The 15996-nt window shown below is 61.4% G+C and carries 17 protein-coding genes; 9 read left to right on the forward strand and 8 right to left on the reverse strand.

Going from position 1 to position 15996, the window contains the following annotated elements; genetic code table 11:
• Positions 1-28: 28 nt before the first annotated feature.
• The 3 genes from BMZ57_RS13150 to betC all read right to left on the reverse strand — a co-directional run bounded on the left by BMZ57_RS13150 (position 29) and on the right by betC (position 4199).
• Positions 29-1621: a SulP family inorganic anion transporter gene (locus tag BMZ57_RS13150; protein ID WP_010207748.1), complete on the reverse strand. Its 1593-nt coding sequence runs from the start codon at positions 1619-1621 to the stop codon at positions 29-31.
• 133 nt (positions 1622-1754) lie between these two features.
• A complete protein-coding gene (choX, locus tag BMZ57_RS13155; RefSeq protein WP_010207749.1) occupies positions 1755-2669 on the reverse strand; it encodes a choline ABC transporter substrate-binding protein in 915 nt (304 codons plus the stop codon).
• A gap of 15 nt (positions 2670-2684) precedes the next feature.
• On the reverse strand, positions 2685-4199 hold the full coding sequence (betC, locus tag BMZ57_RS13160; protein ID WP_069672981.1) for a choline-sulfatase: 1515 nt from the start codon (positions 4197-4199) through the stop codon (positions 2685-2687).
• A 103-nt stretch (positions 4200-4302) separates the two neighbouring features.
• Here betC and BMZ57_RS13165 point away from each other — a divergent pair, with 103 nt between their 5' ends.
• From BMZ57_RS13165 to BMZ57_RS13190, 6 genes are all read left to right on the forward strand, one after another.
• Complete coding sequence (locus tag BMZ57_RS13165) at positions 4303-5253, forward strand: choline sulfate utilization transcriptional regulator (RefSeq protein ID WP_010207751.1); 951 nt, start codon at positions 4303-4305, stop codon at positions 5251-5253.
• Positions 5254-5284: 31 nt separating this feature from the next.
• Positions 5285-5614 (forward strand): DOPA 4,5-dioxygenase family protein, encoded by a 330-nt coding sequence (locus BMZ57_RS13170; RefSeq protein WP_010207752.1) that lies wholly within the window; start codon positions 5285-5287, stop codon positions 5612-5614.
• Positions 5615-5710: 96 nt separating this feature from the next.
• Complete coding sequence (locus BMZ57_RS13175) at positions 5711-6670, forward strand: 2-dehydro-3-deoxygalactonokinase (RefSeq protein ID WP_010207753.1); 960 nt, start codon at positions 5711-5713, stop codon at positions 6668-6670.
• 1 nt (position 6671) lies between these two features.
• Positions 6672-7292 (forward strand): 2-dehydro-3-deoxy-6-phosphogalactonate aldolase, encoded by a 621-nt coding sequence (locus tag BMZ57_RS13180; protein WP_010207755.1) that lies wholly within the window; start codon positions 6672-6674, stop codon positions 7290-7292.
• Positions 7293-7340: 48 nt separating this feature from the next.
• Positions 7341-8489 (forward strand): galactonate dehydratase, encoded by a 1149-nt coding sequence (gene dgoD, locus BMZ57_RS13185; protein WP_003170741.1) that lies wholly within the window; start codon positions 7341-7343, stop codon positions 8487-8489.
• 183 nt (positions 8490-8672) lie between these two features.
• The gene (locus tag BMZ57_RS13190; protein WP_045791468.1) at positions 8673-9980 is read left to right on the forward strand and encodes an MFS transporter; all 1308 of its coding nucleotides are present in this window, start codon (positions 8673-8675) and stop codon (positions 9978-9980) included.
• A gap of 65 nt (positions 9981-10045) precedes the next feature.
• Here BMZ57_RS13190 and BMZ57_RS13195 read toward each other — a convergent pair whose 3' ends face one another.
• The 3 genes from BMZ57_RS13195 to trpB form a co-directional block, all read right to left on the reverse strand.
• Positions 10046-10486, reverse strand: coding sequence for an anti-virulence regulator CigR family protein (locus BMZ57_RS13195; RefSeq protein WP_010207760.1), 441 nt, complete (start codon positions 10484-10486; stop codon positions 10046-10048).
• 136 nt (positions 10487-10622) lie between these two features.
• Complete coding sequence (trpA, locus tag BMZ57_RS13200; protein WP_010207762.1) at positions 10623-11432, reverse strand: tryptophan synthase subunit alpha; 810 nt, start codon at positions 11430-11432, stop codon at positions 10623-10625.
• Complete coding sequence (trpB, locus tag BMZ57_RS13205; RefSeq protein ID WP_010207764.1) at positions 11432-12673, reverse strand: tryptophan synthase subunit beta; 1242 nt, start codon at positions 12671-12673, stop codon at positions 11432-11434. The genes trpA and trpB overlap by 1 nt, the downstream gene beginning before the upstream one ends.
• Before the next feature lie 110 nt (positions 12674-12783).
• Between trpB and BMZ57_RS13210 the strand changes: the two genes are divergently transcribed.
• Positions 12784-13680, forward strand: coding sequence for a LysR family transcriptional regulator (locus BMZ57_RS13210; RefSeq protein WP_044286393.1), 897 nt, complete (start codon positions 12784-12786; stop codon positions 13678-13680).
• Here BMZ57_RS13210 and BMZ57_RS13215 read toward each other — a convergent pair.
• Positions 13677-14003: an ElaB/YgaM/YqjD family protein gene (locus BMZ57_RS13215; protein WP_003170746.1), complete on the reverse strand. Its 327-nt coding sequence runs from the start codon at positions 14001-14003 to the stop codon at positions 13677-13679. The two genes, BMZ57_RS13210 and BMZ57_RS13215, sit on opposite strands and share 4 nt — an antisense overlap.
• A gap of 156 nt (positions 14004-14159) precedes the next feature.
• On the opposite strand from BMZ57_RS13215, the gene BMZ57_RS13220 reads away from it, so the two are divergent.
• On the forward strand, positions 14160-14375 hold the full coding sequence (locus BMZ57_RS13220; protein ID WP_007953919.1) for a dodecin: 216 nt from the start codon (positions 14160-14162) through the stop codon (positions 14373-14375).
• Positions 14376-14490: 115 nt separating this feature from the next.
• The gene (locus BMZ57_RS13225) at positions 14491-14718 is read left to right on the forward strand and encodes a DUF1161 domain-containing protein (protein ID WP_010207766.1); all 228 of its coding nucleotides are present in this window, start codon (positions 14491-14493) and stop codon (positions 14716-14718) included.
• A gap of 59 nt (positions 14719-14777) precedes the next feature.
• Here BMZ57_RS13225 and BMZ57_RS13230 read toward each other — a convergent pair whose 3' ends face one another.
• Entirely contained in the window at positions 14778-15779 is a 1002-nt protein-coding gene (locus tag BMZ57_RS13230; RefSeq protein WP_021491416.1) for an LLM class flavin-dependent oxidoreductase, read from the reverse strand.
• Between the last annotated feature and the right edge of the window lie 217 nt (positions 15780-15996).

The raw sequence follows: 15996 nt of genomic DNA on the forward strand, positions 1-15996 counted from the left end.
GAGGTGGGCACGTCCAGCTCCCACAGCGTTAAGGGTGTTCAGTCTTGGCAATGGATGCTTGGAAATGGATGGGGCAATTGTCGGCCCCTTCCAGCTTCCTCAACTCCTCCACCACCTGCGGCCTGGCCCGGCGCAGCGTCAGACTGCGTCCCAACCCACGCAAGCGCCGCGCCTCCTGGTGCAGCATCTCCACCCCGGAATAGTCGATAAAGTTGATCTGCTGCGCCTCGATCACCACCCGTTTGCCCTGCAGGCTTTGCAGGCGCACTTGCAGGTAGTGGCTGGCGCCGAAAAAGATCGAACCGCCCACGCGCAGCACGTCCTCATCGCCATCGCGCCATTGCTGGACACGTGGCTGCGAAGTGCGCTTGAGGTAGAAAAACAGTGACGCCAGCACCCCGGCGTAAATCGCTGTTTGCAGCTCCAGCAGCAAGGTGGCGACGCAGGTCAGGCTCATCACCACAAACTCGGCGCGACTGACGCGGAATAACGCCCGAATACCGCGACGGTCCACCAGCCCCCAACTGATAAGCAAGATGCTCGCCGCCATGCTCGGGATCGGAATATGGGCGATCAGCGCCGCGCCAAACAGTGCAAACAGCGCCACCCATAAGGCAGAAAACACGCCAGCCAACGGCGAACAGGCGCCCGCCTCATAACTGAGGCCGGAGCGGGTAAAGGAGCCGGCTGACAGATACCCGGAGAAAAATCCGCCCACGATGTTGGAAAAACCCTGCGCACGGATTTCCTGGTTGGCATCGAGCAATTGCTGCGAGCGCACTGACAGTGAACGGGCAATCGACAGGCTGGTCACCAGCCCCAGCATGCCCACCGCCACGGCGCTCGGCAGCAGACGCAGGATCACGTCCAGGTCCATTGGCAACGGGCTGAGCGGCGGCAGCTTGCCGATAAAGGAACTGACCAACGCCACATGCCCGAACATTGCCGGCCACAACCAGGTGACCAGGCTGCCCAGCGTCAGGGCGATCAACAGGGTCGGCCAGCGCGGTACGAGGTATTTGAGCAACGCACCCACCAGCAAGGTACCGAGCCCGAGAATGACGGACGCAGGGTCCCATTCGCCGCTGTGATGGATCAGTGTCAGCAGGTTGTTGATCGCCGTGGCCTGGCTCGGCAAATCCAGCCCCAGCAGATTGGGCAGTTGCCCGAGCGCAATCACCACAGCGGCTCCCAGGGTGAACCCGAGCACCACTGAATGGGAGACAAAATTCACCAGCGCACCAAAGCGCAGCATGCCCAGCAGCCACTGGAAAACACCGGCGAGAAAGGTGAGCAACAGGATCAGGGTGATGTAGTCCTGCGACCCCGGCACGGCCAGCGGGCTGACGCTGGCATAGAGCACAATGGAAATCGCCGCTGTGGGGCCGCAGATCAAATGCCAGGAGGAACCCCAGAGGCAGGCGATCAGCACCGGGATGATCGCGGCGTACAGGCCGTATTCGGGTGGGAGGCCGGCGATCAGCGCGTAGGCAATAGACTGTGGCAAGGCGAGCACTGCGCCGCTGAGGCCCACCATCGCATCTCGGCCGACGCTGGCGCGGGTCTGGCGCGGGAGCCAGGCGAGGAAGGGGAAAAGTGTATGGCGGTTGGGCCAGGGCATCGGACTGCTCTAAATACTGTAGGAGCTGGCTTGCCAGCGAAGGTGGGTAACGATAACGCGGGTTGTGTGAAAAAACGCGGCGTTTTCGAGGGCTTCGCCAGCGAGCCGGCTCCTACAAGGGGTTGTGTATCGTTCAGAGTTTGGCTTTTACAGCGGCCAGCGCGTCCTTGCCATCCACGGTCTTCACGCCCTCCAGCCATTTATCCAACACCGCCGGATTAGCTTTGATCCAAGCTTTCGCCGCATCGGCATTGCTGACCTTGTTGTTGGCCACCTCGGCCATGATGCTGTTTTCCATTTCCTGGGTAAAACTCAGGTTGGTCAGCAGTTTTCCAACATTCGGGCAGGCCTGTGCGTAGCCCTTGCGGGTCAAGGTATACACGCTGCCGGTGTCACCAAAATATTTCTCGCCGCCTTTGAGGTAGCGCATTTTCAACTGCACGTTCATCGGATGCGGCGTCCAGCCGAGGAAGGTCACGAATTTCTGCTTCTTAACGGCCCGCGATACTTCGGCGAGCATCGCCTGTTCACTGGACTCCACCAGTTTCCACTGGCCCAGCTCGAAGTCGTTCTTCTTGATGATTTCCTGCAGGGAGATATTCGCCGGCGCGCCGGAGCCGATGCCGTAGATCTTCTTGTCGAACTTGTCGGCATAGTGGTTCAAGTCGGCAAAGTCATGCACCCCGGCATCCCATACGTAGTCGGGCACGGCGAGGGTGAACTCGGTGCCGTCGAGGTTTTTCGCCAGTTGAACCACGTCGCCATTGGCCACGAACTTGTCATAGAAGCCCTGCTGCGCCGGCATCCAGTTGCCCAGGAACACATCCACCTGGCCGTCCTTGAGCCCGCCAAAGGTGATCGGCACCGCCAGGGTGTCGACTTTGGGTTTGTAGCCCATGCCCGTCAGCAGAAAACCGGTGATGGCATTGGTGGCCGCGATATCGCTCCAGCCCGGATCGGCCATCTTTACCGTTTCACAACTGGCGTCGGCGTAAACATTGGCGCTTCCCAGCGCCAAGAGCCCCAGCATCACAGTTAACTTTTGCATGGCCTTCCCTCAGTGTTATTGGTTTTGGCAGGGTTGTGGATAACGTGCCTTGCGCTCCAGGTCGTCGAGGTCGATATGGTTGCGCATGTATTGCTGACTGGCGTCCACCAGTGGCTGGTGATCCCAGCTCTTCAGCTTGCCCTGGGTCAGTGCTTCAAACACCAGACGGCGGCGGCGTTGGCTGGCGAGCACCTGTTGGTGGATCGCCGGGATGTCCCATTTGGCCCGCGCCTCGTCCAGGAAGGCTGCAAACAGCGCCTGATGGTGTGGCGACTGGCTGAGGTCTTCCTGCTCCCGTGGGTCGTTGTGTACATCGAACAGTAGGCAAGGGTCGTCTTCGCTGTAGATGAATTTGTAGGCGCCCCGGCGAATCATCATCAGCGGGCTGATGGTGCCTTCGGCCATGTACTCGCCAAATACTTCGTCATGGCCGCCCTGCCCCTGCAAGTGCGGGACCAGTGAACGGCCGTCCAGCGGCAGGCGCGGATCCAACTCGCCGCCGGCCAGTTCCACCAGCGTTGGCAGCAGGTCGGCGGTGGACACGGCTTTGCTCACGCGGCCTGCTGCGAATTGCCCCGGCGCGCTGACCAGCAGCGGTACGCGGGCGGCCATTTCAAACCAGTGCATTTTGTACCAGAGGCCGCGCTCGCCGAGCATATCGCCGTGGTCGCCTGAGAACACGATGATGGTGTCGTCGGCCAGGCCGGTGTCTTCCAGGGTTTGCAGCAGCTTGCCGACGTTGCTGTCGATGTAACTGCAGGCGCCGAAGTAGGCACGGCGTGCATCGCGGATTTTGTCCACAGGCAGCGGCTTGTCCCACAGGCCGTAGACCTTGAGCAGGCGCTGGGAATGCGGATCGAGATCGCCTTGCGCAGGTGTTGTAGGCAAAGGTATATCGGCGTTGTCGTACAGGTCCCAGAACGGTTTGGGAATGGTGTACGGGTCGTGGGGATGAGTCATCGACACCGTCAGGCAGAACGGCTGGTCGCCGTCCTCACGGATATGGTCGAACAGGTATTGCTGGGCCTTGAACACCACCTCTTCGTCGAAATCCAGCTGGTTGGTGCGCACGCACGGCCCGGCTTGCAGCACCGACGACATGTTGTGATACCAAGTGGGGCGGACGTCCGGCTCATCCCAGTTCACCGCCCAGCCATAGTCGGCGGGGTAGATGTCGCTGGTCAGGCGCTCTTCATAGCCATGCAACTGATCGGGGCCGCAGAAATGCATCTTGCCCGACAGCGCTGTGCGATAGCCCAGGCGGCGCAGGTAGTGGGCATAGGTCGGCACATCGGCGGGGAAATCGGCGGCATTGTCGTAGGCGCCGATCTTGCTCGGCAGTTGGCCACTGACCAGGGTGAAGCGCGACGGCGCACACAACGGGCTGTTGCAATAGGCGGCATCGAACACCACGCCTTGCTCGGCGAGGCGACTCAGGTTGGGCAATTTGATAGGCGAAGAACCGTAGAACGGAAGCAACGGTGCGGCCATTTGATCGGCCATGATGAAAAAAATGTTCTTGCGCTTCATGATCTATCGGCATTCCATAGGCGGTGTTTATGCGAATGAGCATGCAGCCCATGAAAAGTGGGGTAAAGCCCATGAGAAGCAATGTCTAGGATAAGCACAGCTTATGTATGAAGCCCTCGGTGACCTGTCCCTCGATTTGCTGCGTGCCTTCGAAGCCGCCGCACGTCATCGCAGCTTTACCGCCGCCGCGATGGAATTGGGCACCACCCAACCGGCCATCAGCCAGCAGATCAAGCGCCTGGAAGAACAGTTGGCGATCCGCCTGTTTGACCGCATCTACCGAGGCATCGAATTGACCGACGCCGGCGCCCTGCTATTCGAGCACGTGCAAGGCGGGTTGCAGGGGATCAACCAGGGCCTGAGCCTCATCACCCAGCAGGACCAGCATGAAGTGCTGCAAGTCGCCACCGACTTCGCCTTCGCCGCCTATTGGCTGATGCCGCGCCTGCATCGCTTTCATAAGGCCAACCCGCAGGTCGATGTAAGCCTGGTGACCAGCGAGCGCAACCACGCCACCCTGCGTAGCGATATTGACGTGGCGGTGTTGTTTGGTGACGGCCGTTTCAAGCAGGGCGACAGCCTGTGGCTGTTCAACGAGGAGGTGTTCCCGGTGTGCAGTCCACAATGGCTCAAGGACCAGACCACGCCGCTGACTGTGCAAAATTTGCACGATTTCCCACTGTTGCACCTGCGCCAGGAAAACAACAGCCAGTGGTTCGACTGGAGCGGCGTGTTTCGCGAACTGGGCATCGCCAGTGCGCCGACGCCGGGCCAACTGCGTTTTGACAACTACACCCTGCTGATCCAAGCCGCGATTGCCGGCCAGGGCGTGGCCATCGGCTGGCGCCACTTGGTGGATAACCTGCTGGAGCAGGGTTGGTTGTGCCGACCGCTGAGCGACACCGTGATCTCGCGCTTCGGCTATTACGTGGTGCAACCCCAGCGCAAACGCAGGGGGCAGTTGGTCGAGCGCTTCGTCGAATGGTTGGTGGCGGAACAAGCCAGCAGCGCACAGTCGCTGACCGGGCTGGCCCTGCCGTCCATTGCGGTCTAGCATCTGGCGCATAGGGGATCCGGAGTCCGTCATGCAACGTATCAAGGGCTATCACGCCCATATCTACTTCGACGCGAGCACTATCGACCAAGCGCGCAGCCTGTGTGAAGACGCCGCCAAACTCTTCCCGCTGCGCATGGGCCGTGTGCACGAACGGCCGGTGGGACCGCACCCGGATTGGAGCTGCCAGCTGGCGTTCGATCCTGAATACATCGGTGTGGTGTTGCCGTGGTTGGTGATTCATCGCAACGGGCTGGTGGTTTTTTTGCACCCCGAAACCGGTGATGACCTAAAGGACCACACTGACTATGCCGTCTGGATGGGGGCGATGCGGGAGCTGAACCTGTCAGCCTTTTCTTAAATATTGTCCCTAAATATGGGATTGATATTTATATATTGAGACTTCCGCTCGCGTAGGTTTATATTCGCTGCATCCGCTCAGAACTCAGGTGAAGCGATGCAGGCGCAATTGATCGCGCTCGATTGGGGGACCAGCTCCCTTCGTGCTTATAAACTCGGCCTCGCAGGCGTGGTGCTGGAACAGCGCGCGCTGGCGTGGGGCATCATGCATTTGCCCAGCGAGCCCCGGGACATCGCCGGTGTGCGTTGCGGCAACGGCTTCGAGTTGGCGTTCGATGCGGCGTGCGGAGATTGGCTCGACGCCGAGCCGGGTTTGCCGGTGATCGCCTGTGGCATGGTCGGCAGCGCCCAGGGCTGGAGCGAAGCGGCCTACCGCCCTACCCCCGTCGATGTCGCCAGCCTCGGCCAAGCGCTGCATAAGGTGCGCAGCCTGCGTGGTGTGGACGTGCACATCGTGCCGGGCGTGATCGAGCAGGTCGGCTTGCCCAACGTGATGCGCGGCGAAGAAACCCAAGTGCTGGGTGTGCTGCAAGGGCTGGGCGCCGACATGTTGATCGGCCTGCCCGGCAGCCATTCCAAGTGGGTCGAGGTGGTCGAGGGCCGTATCACGCACTTCGATACCTTCATGACCGGCGAGGTGTTTGCGGTGTTGAGCAAGCACAGCATCCTCGGGCGTACCCAGCAACCCAGCGAGCGATTCCAGGCCGAAGCCTTCGACCGCGGCGTACACGTGGCGCGCTCGAATGACGGTCAGCGCGGCGTGTTGTCCACCTTGTTCAGCGCCCGCACCCTTGGGCTCACCGGCGAACTCGCCCCAGACCAGCAGCCCGACTACCTGTCCGGCTTGCTCATCGGACATGAGCTCGCCGGCCTGCCCGACAGCGCCAAACACAAGCCGATCATCCTGGTCGGCGCCGCTCCTCTCTGCGCCCGTTATCAACGCGCCCTCGCCCTCTGCGGCTTTGCCCACGTCAGCCTGGCGCAGGAAGCTGCCGAGCGCGGCCTGTGGCAACTGGCCGTGGCGGCAGGGCTCACTCAACCTGTATTGGAGGCCTGACATGCTCAAGCAAGCACTCGCGCAAAACGGTTTGATCGCCATCCTGCGAGGCATTCGCCCGGACGAAGCCGAGGCTGTCGGCCAGGTGCTGTACCAGGCCGGGTTTCGTGTGATCGAAGTCCCGCTGAATTCCCCCGACCCTTACACCAGCATCCGCACCCTGCGCGACAGCCTGCCCGCCGACTGCTTGATCGGTGCCGGCACGGTGTTGCTGCCTGAGCAGGTCGAGCAGGTGAAGGCGGCTGGTGGTCAGGTGGTCGTGATGCCCCACAGCGATGCCAAGGTGTTGCGTGCCGCGAAAGCCGCAGGCCTGTTCCTGTCGCCGGGTGTGGCCACGCCTACCGAAGCGTTCGCCGCCCTGGCTGAAGGCGCCGACGTGCTGAAGCTGTTCCCCGCCGAGCAAATGGGCCCTTCGGTGATCAAGGCGTGGTTGGCGGTGTTGCCGGCCGGCACCTTGTTGCTGCCGGTGGGCGGCATCACCCCGGACAATATGCAGGTGTTCATCGACGCCGGCGCCAAAGGCTTCGGGCTGGGTTCCGGGTTGTTCAAACCGGGTATGACAGTGGATCAGGTAGCGAGCCGCGCCCAGGCTTATGTCGCCGCCTGGAAAGCCCTGAACTGACTTCAAGTCTTGCGCCCCCAGGCGCCGCATCTATAAGAGAGATAACAGATGAAAATCACCAAACTGACGACCTTTATCGTTCCGCCGCGCTGGTGCTTCCTCAAGGTCGAGACCGACCAGGGCGTGACCGGCTGGGGTGAGCCCGTGGTCGAGGGCCGCGCCCACACCGTGGCGGCTGCCGTCGAAGAATTGTCCGACTACCTGATCGGCAAAGACCCACGCAATATCGAAGACATCTGGACCGTGCTCTATCGCGGTGGCTTCTACCGGGGCGGCGCCGTGCACATGAGCGCACTCGCCGGTATCGACCAGGCGCTGTGGGACATCAAGGGCAAGGCCCTGGGTGTGTCGGTCAGCGACCTGCTCGGCGGTCAGGTGCGTGACAAGATCCGCGTGTATTCGTGGATCGGCGGCGACCGCCCGGCCGACACTGCCCGCGCCGCCAAAGAAGCCGTGGCCCGAGGTTTTACCGCCGTAAAAATGAACGGCACCGAAGAACTGCAGTTCGTCGACAGCTTTGAAAAAGTCGACCTGGCCCTGGCCAACGTCGCCGCCGTACGTGATGCGGTAGGCCCGAACGTCGGCATCGGCGTCGACTTCCATGGCCGGGTGCACAAGCCCATGGCCAAAGTGCTGATGAAAGAGCTGGACCCGTACAAGCTGATGTTTATCGAAGAGCCGGTCCTCAGCGAAAACTACGAAGCGCTCAAGGAACTGGCGCCGCTGACCAGCACCCCGATTGCCCTGGGCGAGCGTCTGTTCTCGCGCTGGGACTTCAAGCGCGTGCTCAGCGAAGGCTACGTCGACATCATCCAGCCGGACGCCTCCCACGCCGGCGGCATCACCGAGACCCGCAAGATCGCCAACATGGCCGAAGCCTACGACGTGGCCCTGGCCCTGCACTGCCCGCTGGGCCCGATTGCCCTGGCGGCGTGCCTGCAACTGGACGCGGTCTGCTACAACGCGTTTATCCAGGAGCAAAGCCTGGGCATTCACTATAACGAGAGCAATGACCTGCTCGATTATGTGCGCGATCCGGGCGTGTTCGACTATGACCAAGGCTTCGTGAAGATCCCCAACGGGCCGGGCCTGGGCATCGAGATCAATGAGGAATACGTGATCGAACGCGCGGCCATCGGCCATCGCTGGCGCAACCCGATCTGGCGGCATGCCGATGGCAGCTTCGCCGAGTGGTGATTCCTGACTGACGGAGCGCGATCAGAAATGTGGGAGCGGGCTTGCTCGCGAATGCAGTGTGTCAATCAACACATCTGGGGCTGAACTAGCGCATTCGCGAGCAAGCCCGCTCCCACATGATTGATCCGGTTGCTTCAGTCAGATCCATTTCAGACCTCAATAAGCATAAGAAGAGGCACCCCCATGCACCCTGAATCCTTCACCGGGCAGGCTTCTTTAGTCACGCCTACCAGAAAGCGTTTTTTCATCATGGTGCTGCTGTTCATCACCGTGGTGATCAACTACCTCGACCGCAGCAACCTGTCGATTGCCGCCCCGGCGTTGACCAGCGAACTGGGCATCGATCCGGTGCACGTCGGGCTGATTTTCTCCGCGTTCGGTTGGACCTACGCCGCCATGCAAATCCCTGGTGGCTGGCTGGTGGACCGTGTGCCCCCACGCATTCTGTACACCGCTGCGTTGCTGCTGTGGTCCATCGCCACCGTCATGCTCGGCTTTGCCGCTAGCTTTATCGCGCTGTTTGTTCTGCGCATGGCGGTGGGTGCGCTGGAAGCCCCGGCGTATCCGATCAACAGCCGCGTGGTCACCACCTGGTTTCCCGAACGCGAGCGCGCCACAGCGATTGGCGTCTACACCTCCGGCCAGTTTGTCGGCCTGGCATTCCTCACACCGGTACTGGCCTGGCTGCAGCATGCATTCGGCTGGCACATGGTGTTTGTCGCGACCGGTGGCGTGGGGATTGTGTGGGCGGTGATCTGGTACGCGGTGTACCGCGAACCGAAGGATTTCAAAGGCGCGAACACCGCTGAAATCGACCTGATCCGTGAAGGTGGCGGGTTGGTGGACATGCAGGAAAAAGCCGCCAAGGCACCCTTCAGTTGGGTCGATTTGGGCATCGTGTTGAGCAAGCGCAAGCTCTGGGGCATCTACCTGGGGCAGTTCTGCCTGAACTCCACGCTGTGGTTCTTCCTGACGTGGTTCCCGACTTACCTGGTGAAATACCGCGGCATGGACTTCATCAAGTCCGGCCTGCTGGCGTCACTGCCGTTCCTTGCAGCGTTTGTCGGCGTGCTGTGCTCAGGGATCTTTTCCGACTGGCTGATTCGTCGCGGCGCGTCGGTGGGCTTTGCGCGCAAGTTGCCGATCATTGGCGGGCTGCTGATCTCCACGGCGATCATTGGCGCCAACTATGTGGACTCGACGGCGTGGGTAATTGCGTTCCTGGCGGTGGCGTTCTTTGGTAATGGGTTGGCGTCGATTACCTGGTCGCTGGTGTCGACCCTGGCACCGGCGCGCCTCTTGGGGCTGACCGGTGGGGTCTTCAACTTCATCGGCAACCTGTCGGCGATTGCCACGCCAATCGTGATTGGCTTTCTGGCCAGTGGCGACTCGTTTGCGCCGGCCATTACCTATATCGCGGTGCTGGCGTTGCTCGGAGCGCTGTCCTACGTATTGCTCGTAGGCAAAGTCGAACGCATCGAACTCAAATAACCACAGCCCTTTAGGAGCCGGCTTACCGCCATCGCCGGCAAGCCGGCTCCTACAGTGGGTGGGTTTCAGTTGAGGACGCCGTCGAGGATCTCGTAGACGATGCCCGTACCCACGGCGATCAACACCACATCCGGCCCCGAACGGCGCCATTCATAACCGGGATACACCGGCAGGCGCGCCAGGGCGCGATTGTCGAGGCGTTCGCCGTAGTAGCCACGGGGCAGCGGCTGGCCACGCACCAGGCGCACATTCGGTGGTGGCGGTGCGCCACGGGCGAACTGGCCGTGGTTGTCGTGGATGATCTGCCGTACCGGGCCGAAGTCCTGGGGCGGGCCGCCGCGACGGTTGTCCTGCGGGCCGCGTGGGTCGTCGCGATGTTGTTCGTGCTGGCCCTGTGGGCCGCCACGGTCAGGACCGCCTTGGTCAAAAGGCGCGGCCTGCACCAGGGCGCTGGCGCCAAGCACCAGCACGCCAAGGCCGGCAATCACGGAGTAGGGCATTTTCATTGGGTATTCCTCAGGGCACGCAAACAAAAAAGGGATCTCGAACGAGGTTCGAAATCCCTTGGTCTTGCTGTTTAGGCCGTGCCTTGGCGGGTTGATTCCTCTGTATCAGGAACTTTACCCACTGCTTACGGGGCCTTTACTTACGAGCGTTACGCACGCCTTCCGACAGCGCCGCGCACAGGGTCAACACGCCATCGATGGCTTGCTGGTCATTCTTGGCATTGGCGATGTGATCAATCAGTGCCGAACCTACCACCACACCGTCAGCCAAGCGCGCGATGGCCGCCGCTTGTTCCGGGGTGCGGATACCAAAACCGATGCTGATCGGCAGGTCGGTATGGCGACGCAGGCGGGTCACGGCTTCTTCGACGTGCTCCAGGGTCGCGGCGCCGGCACCGGTCACGCCAGCCACCGACACGTAGTACACAAAGCCGGAGCTGCCGTTGAGCACGGTCGGCAGACGCACATCGTCGGTGGTCGGCGTGGTCAGGCGGATGAAATCAATGCCAGCGGCCTGGGCCGGGTCGCACAGTTCGCCGTTATGTTCGGGCGGCATGTCGACCACGATCAGGCCGTCCACGCCGGCTTCCTTGGCGTCGGCGATGAACTGCGGCACGCCGTATTTGTGGATCGGGTTGAAGTAGCCCATCAACACCAGCGGCGTGTCGTTGTTGTCTTTGCGGAACTCGCGGACCATCTGCAGGGTTTTTGCCAGGTTCTGCTTGGCTTCCAGCGCGCGGATGTTGGCCAGCTGGATCGCCGGGCCGTCCGCCATTGGGTCGGTGAAGGGCATGCCCAACTCGATCACATCGGCGCCGGCGGCTGGCAAGCCCTTGAGGATGGCCAGCGAGGTGTCATAGCCAGGGTCGCCAGCGGTGACGAAGGTCACCAGGGCGGCGCGGTTTTGTTCTTTAAGCTGTGCGAAGCGGGTTTGCAGGCGGCTCATCAGTGTTTCTCCTGCTGCGTTTTCTCTTGTAGAGAGAGTTCCATGTGGTGCATCACGGTTTGCATGTCTTTATCGCCACGGCCCGACAGGTTGACCACCATCAGATGATCCTTCGGCAGGGTGGGGGCGCGTTTGAACACTTCGGCCAGGGCGTGGGCGCTTTCCAGGGCAGGAATGATCCCTTCCAGGCGGCAGCATTTGTGGAAGGCGTCGAGGGCTTCGTCGTCCGTCACCGAGGTGTACTGAACGCGGCCGATATCATGCAACCACGCATGTTCCGGGCCGATGCCGGGATAATCCAGGCCTGCGGAGATCGAGTGGGCGTCGATGATCTGGCCGTCGTCGTCCTGCAACAGGAAGGTGCGATTGCCGTGCAGTACGCCGGGTACGCCGCCGTTGAGGCTGGCGGCGTGCTTGCCGGTTTCGATACCGTGGCCGGCGGCTTCAACACCGATGATTTCCACGCTCTGGTCATCGAGGAACGGGTGGAACAGGCCCATGGCGTTGGAACCGCCGCCGATGCACGCTACCAGGCTGTCTGGCAGGCGGCCTTCCTGAGCTTGCAGCTGGTCGCGGGTTTCCTTGCCGATCACGGCCTGGAAGTCGCGCACCATCGCCGGGTATGGGTGCGGACCGGCCACAGTGCCGATCAGATAGAAGGTGCTGTCGACATTGGTCACCCAGTCACGCAGGGCTTCGTTCATGGCATCTTTGAGCGTGCCGGTGCCGGCGACCACCGGGATCACTTCAGCGCCCAGCAGCTTCATGCGGAACACGTTGGCCTGTTGACGCTCAATGTCAGTGGTGCCCATGTAGATCACGCATTGCAGGCCGAAGCGCGCCGCCACGGTGGCAGTGGCCACGCCGTGCATGCCGGCGCCGGTTTCGGCGATGATGCGTTTCTTGCCCATGCGCCGTGCCAGCAGGATCTGGCCGATGCAGTTGTTAATCTTGTGCGCGCCGGTATGGTTCAGCTCTTCACGCTTGAGGTAGATCTTGGCGCCGCCGCAGAATTCGGTCAGGCGTTCGGCGAAATACAGCGGGCTTGGGCGGCCGACGTAGTCGCGCTGAAAGTAGGCCAATTCTTCCTTGAATGCAGGATCTTCCTTGGCCGCTTCGTATTCGCGGGCCAGGTCGAGGATCAACGGCATCAGGGTTTCAGCGACGTAACGGCCGCCGAACGCGCCAAAGAGGCCGTTGGCGTCTGGGCCGTGGCGTAGATCGGTCTGGGACTGAGTCATAGGAGGCTCCAGGAAAGAAAGGATGTAGGAAGCAATGAGGGCCACTCTACCCCTGACGCTCTGCGCTGAAAACCGATAAGATCGCCGTAACCTGTCAGGAAAACTCACAGATGAGCCGAGACCTTCCGCCCCTCAATGCCTTGCGTGCCTTTGAGGCGACTGCGCGCTTGAACAGCGTCAGCCAGGCCGCCGAGCAATTGCATGTTACCCACGGCGCTGTCAGTCGGCAGTTGAAGGTGCTGGAAGAGCATCTGGGGATCAGCTTGTTCGTCAAGGATGGGCGCGGCCTTAAACTCACAGATGCGGGCGTTCGCCTGCGGGATGCCAGCGCCGAAGCCTTTGAGCGGCTGCGCGATGTGTGCGCCGAGTTGACCCAGGCCAGCGCCGATGCGCCTTTCGTGCTCGGGTGTTCGGGCAGCCTGCTGGCGCGCTGGTTGATCCCGCGCCTGGGCCGCTTGAACGCTGACCTGCCGGATCTGCGCCTGCATTTGTCGGCGGGGGATGGTGATCTGGACCCTCGCCGCCCGGGCCTGGACGCGCTGCTGGTATTCGCTGAACCGCCTTGGCCGGCGGACATGCAGGTGTATGAGCTGGCGAGTGAACGCATCGGCCCGGTGATGAGCCCGCGCTTTGCCGGCTATGCACACTTGCGCGATGCACCTGCTGAGGCTTTGTGTGGCGAAAAGCTGTTGCACACCACGTCACGGCCGCAAGCCTGGCCCAGTTGGGCAGCGCAGCACGGCATTGAGCCCGGCGCGCTGAAGCACGGCCAGGGGTTTGAGCATTTGTATTACTTGCTGGAGGCGGCCGTGGCAGGGTTGGGCGTGGCGATTGCCCCGCAGCCGCTGGTGGCCGAGGACGTGCGGGCGGGTCGCCTTGTGGCGCCGTGGGGTTTCAGCGAAACCCCGGCGCACCTGGCGCTGTGGCTGCCCAAACGCGCCGCAGATGGGCGCGCCGGGCAACTGGCGCAGTGGCTCAAGGCTGAGCTACAGCGCGAACCTATTTAATCGCCGCGTTTGCACAGCAGATAAGCCGCGAGCAGACCCAGTGCACCGACGGCAACGCCGGCCGTTGTCCATGGGTGCTCTTGTGCGTAGTCCCGGGTTGCAACACCGGTTTCGCGGATTTTGACTTTGCTTTCTTCGTAGGCGTCGCTGATCAGGTGGCGGGAGTGCTTGAGGGCATTCTCCGCATTGCTCTTCAGCGCCTTCAAGGTTTTGCGCGACTCGTCGGATGCATCGTCCTTGAGACTTTCCAGAGACTTGAGCAGGCTCGAAATCTCGGCTTCCATGCTTTCCAGCGACGCTTTGCGTAAAGAAGTGTTGGCCATGTGGACTCTCCTGAAGTGATTGAGTGGCGTGTGTAGATACCGACTGCGGCCGTTTCAGAAAGTGCAGTAAATATGAACTTTCAGGTAGAAACGGCCGCCAGAAGCAGTACGCACATTGACTGCTACGCTTGCTTTACGACCCCTAGGAGAGTTGCCATGAGTGATCATCACACCTACAAGAAAGTCGAACTGGTGGGCTCGTCCACCTCCAGCATCGAAGACGCCATCAATAATGCGCTGGCCGAGGCCAACAAGAGCATCAAGCATTTGGAATGGTTCGAGGTGACCGAAACCCGCGGGCACATCAAAGACGGCAAGGCCGCGCACTTTCAGGTCACCCTCAAGGTGGGGTTCCGAATTGCCAGTAGTTGATCGCACCGGTTGAACTTGCTGACTGGCCGATTGCCATAACCTGCGCTACAACCAATGGGTGCCGATGCCACAAGCGTCGGCACGCTCTTTTAGATCAGCGCAAGGAAAGTAACGGATGAAGAAGTTCCTGTTAGCGGTAGGTTTGTTGAGCATTGCAGGCACGGCCCTGGCGGCGGGCAAGCCTTGTGAAGAGCTCAAAAGCGAGATTGCGGCGAAAATCGACGCCAAGGGCGCTTCGGGTTATTCGTTGGAAGTGGTGGATAAAGGTGCTGCGCCGAGCGACCACACAGTGGTCGGCACCTGCGAAGCTGGCACCAAGGAAATCGCCTACAAGCGCGGTTAACCCTGTGTTGCGGACATAAAAAACCGACGCGATGCGTCGGTTTTTTTTGCCTGAGGGTTTTAGCCCTTCATTAACTGCGCCAGCAACTCGTAGGAATGAATCCGGTCGGCGTGCTCGTACAGGTCGCAGGTAAAAATCAGCTCATCAGCACCGGTTTGCTCGATCAGCACCTCCAGTTTGGCGCGGATCTTCGCAGGGCTGCCCACCATTGCCAGGCCGAGGAAGCTGCCGACGGCGTCTTTTTCGTGGGGCAGCCACAGGCCGTCCATGGTTTTCACGGGCGGGCGCTGCACCAGGCTTTGTCCACGCATGAGGGCGAGGATGCGCTGGTAGACCGAGGTTGCCAGGTAGTCGGCCTGTTCATCGGTGTCCGCCGCCACCAACGGAATACCGAGCATCACGTAGGGTTTGTCCAGCACGGCAGAAGGCTTGAAGTGATTGCGGTACACGCGAATCGCTTCATGCATCAGGCGCGGTGCGAAATGCGAGGCAAAGGCGTAGGGCAAACCGCGTTCGCCCGCCAACTGTGCGCTGAATAGACTGGAGCCCAGTAGCCACACCGGCACGTTGGTGCCGGTGCCGGGAACGGCGATCACCCGTTGGTCGGGCGTGCGCGGGCCCAGGTAGGCCATCAGCTCCGCCACGTCTTCCGGAAAATCGTCGGCACTGCCGGAGCGCTCACGGCGCAGGGCGCGGGCGGTCATCTGATCGGAGCCGGGCGCGCGGCCCAGGCCCAGGTCGATGCGGCCGGGGTAGAGACTTTCCAGGGTGCCGAACTGTTCGGCGATCACCAGAGGCGCGTGGTTGGGCAGCATCACGCCGCCGGAACCGACACGAATCGTCGAGGTGCCGCCGGCCAGGTAACCGAGCAACACCGAGGTGGCTGAACTGGCGATGCCATCCATATTGTGGTGTTCAGCCACCCAGAAACGGTTGTAGCCAAACTTTTCCACATGCTGGGCCAGGTCCAGGGAATTGCGCAGCGACTGCGCCGGACTGCCGTTGGCCCGCACGGGCACCAGGTCGAGGGTCGAGAACTTTACGTCGGACAGCGATTTCATAAGCCTGCTTCTCCAAGGGGGCCGCAGGCTTTTTAGACGAACCAAAACCTGCCGCTTCATGTGCATACCCATGCAATGAGGGCATATACCCGAGATTCAATAGTGGGACTGGAAATTTCCTACTGAATCACTCGGTTTCTCCGACAAGATGAACTTTGCCACGCCGTCTATCCTCAGAACCCTTACTGACGCAAAACCACCGTTCGAGGAGACCGCT

Origin of the sequence: Pseudomonas simiae, from assembly GCF_900111895.1 — a bacterium.
Lineage (GTDB): Bacteria > Pseudomonadota > Gammaproteobacteria > Pseudomonadales > Pseudomonadaceae > Aquipseudomonas > Aquipseudomonas simiae.

Excerpts from the sequence above, each read along its gene's own strand:
- BMZ57_RS13190 (WP_045791468.1), top strand. The coding sequence starts at position 8,673 with ATGCACCCTGAATCCTTCACCGGGCAGGCTTCTTTAGTCACGCCTACC.
- trpB (WP_010207764.1), bottom strand. The coding sequence starts at position 12,673 with ATGACTCAGTCCCAGACCGATCTACGCCACGGCCCAGACGCCAACGGC.
- BMZ57_RS13195 (WP_010207760.1), bottom strand. The coding sequence starts at position 10,486 with ATGAAAATGCCCTACTCCGTGATTGCCGGCCTTGGCGTGCTGGTGCTT.
- BMZ57_RS13215 (WP_003170746.1), bottom strand. The coding sequence starts at position 14,003 with ATGGCCAACACTTCTTTACGCAAAGCGTCGCTGGAAAGCATGGAAGCC.
- BMZ57_RS13225 (WP_010207766.1), top strand. The coding sequence starts at position 14,491 with ATGAAGAAGTTCCTGTTAGCGGTAGGTTTGTTGAGCATTGCAGGCACG.
- trpA (WP_010207762.1), bottom strand. The coding sequence starts at position 11,432 with ATGAGCCGCCTGCAAACCCGCTTCGCACAGCTTAAAGAACAAAACCGC.
- betC (WP_069672981.1), bottom strand. The coding sequence starts at position 4,199 with ATGAAGCGCAAGAACATTTTTTTCATCATGGCCGATCAAATGGCCGCA.
- BMZ57_RS13170 (WP_010207752.1), top strand. The coding sequence starts at position 5,285 with ATGCAACGTATCAAGGGCTATCACGCCCATATCTACTTCGACGCGAGC.
- choX (WP_010207749.1), bottom strand. The coding sequence starts at position 2,669 with ATGCAAAAGTTAACTGTGATGCTGGGGCTCTTGGCGCTGGGAAGCGCC.
- BMZ57_RS13150 (WP_010207748.1), bottom strand. The coding sequence starts at position 1,621 with ATGCCCTGGCCCAACCGCCATACACTTTTCCCCTTCCTCGCCTGGCTC.
- BMZ57_RS13230 (WP_021491416.1), bottom strand. The coding sequence starts at position 15,779 with ATGAAATCGCTGTCCGACGTAAAGTTCTCGACCCTCGACCTGGTGCCC.
- BMZ57_RS13210 (WP_044286393.1), top strand. The coding sequence starts at position 12,784 with ATGAGCCGAGACCTTCCGCCCCTCAATGCCTTGCGTGCCTTTGAGGCG.
- BMZ57_RS13180 (WP_010207755.1), top strand. The coding sequence starts at position 6,672 with ATGCTCAAGCAAGCACTCGCGCAAAACGGTTTGATCGCCATCCTGCGA.
- BMZ57_RS13165 (WP_010207751.1), top strand. The coding sequence starts at position 4,303 with ATGTATGAAGCCCTCGGTGACCTGTCCCTCGATTTGCTGCGTGCCTTC.
- BMZ57_RS13175 (WP_010207753.1), top strand. The coding sequence starts at position 5,711 with ATGCAGGCGCAATTGATCGCGCTCGATTGGGGGACCAGCTCCCTTCGT.
- BMZ57_RS13220 (WP_007953919.1), top strand. The coding sequence starts at position 14,160 with ATGAGTGATCATCACACCTACAAGAAAGTCGAACTGGTGGGCTCGTCC.
- dgoD (WP_003170741.1), top strand. The coding sequence starts at position 7,341 with ATGAAAATCACCAAACTGACGACCTTTATCGTTCCGCCGCGCTGGTGC.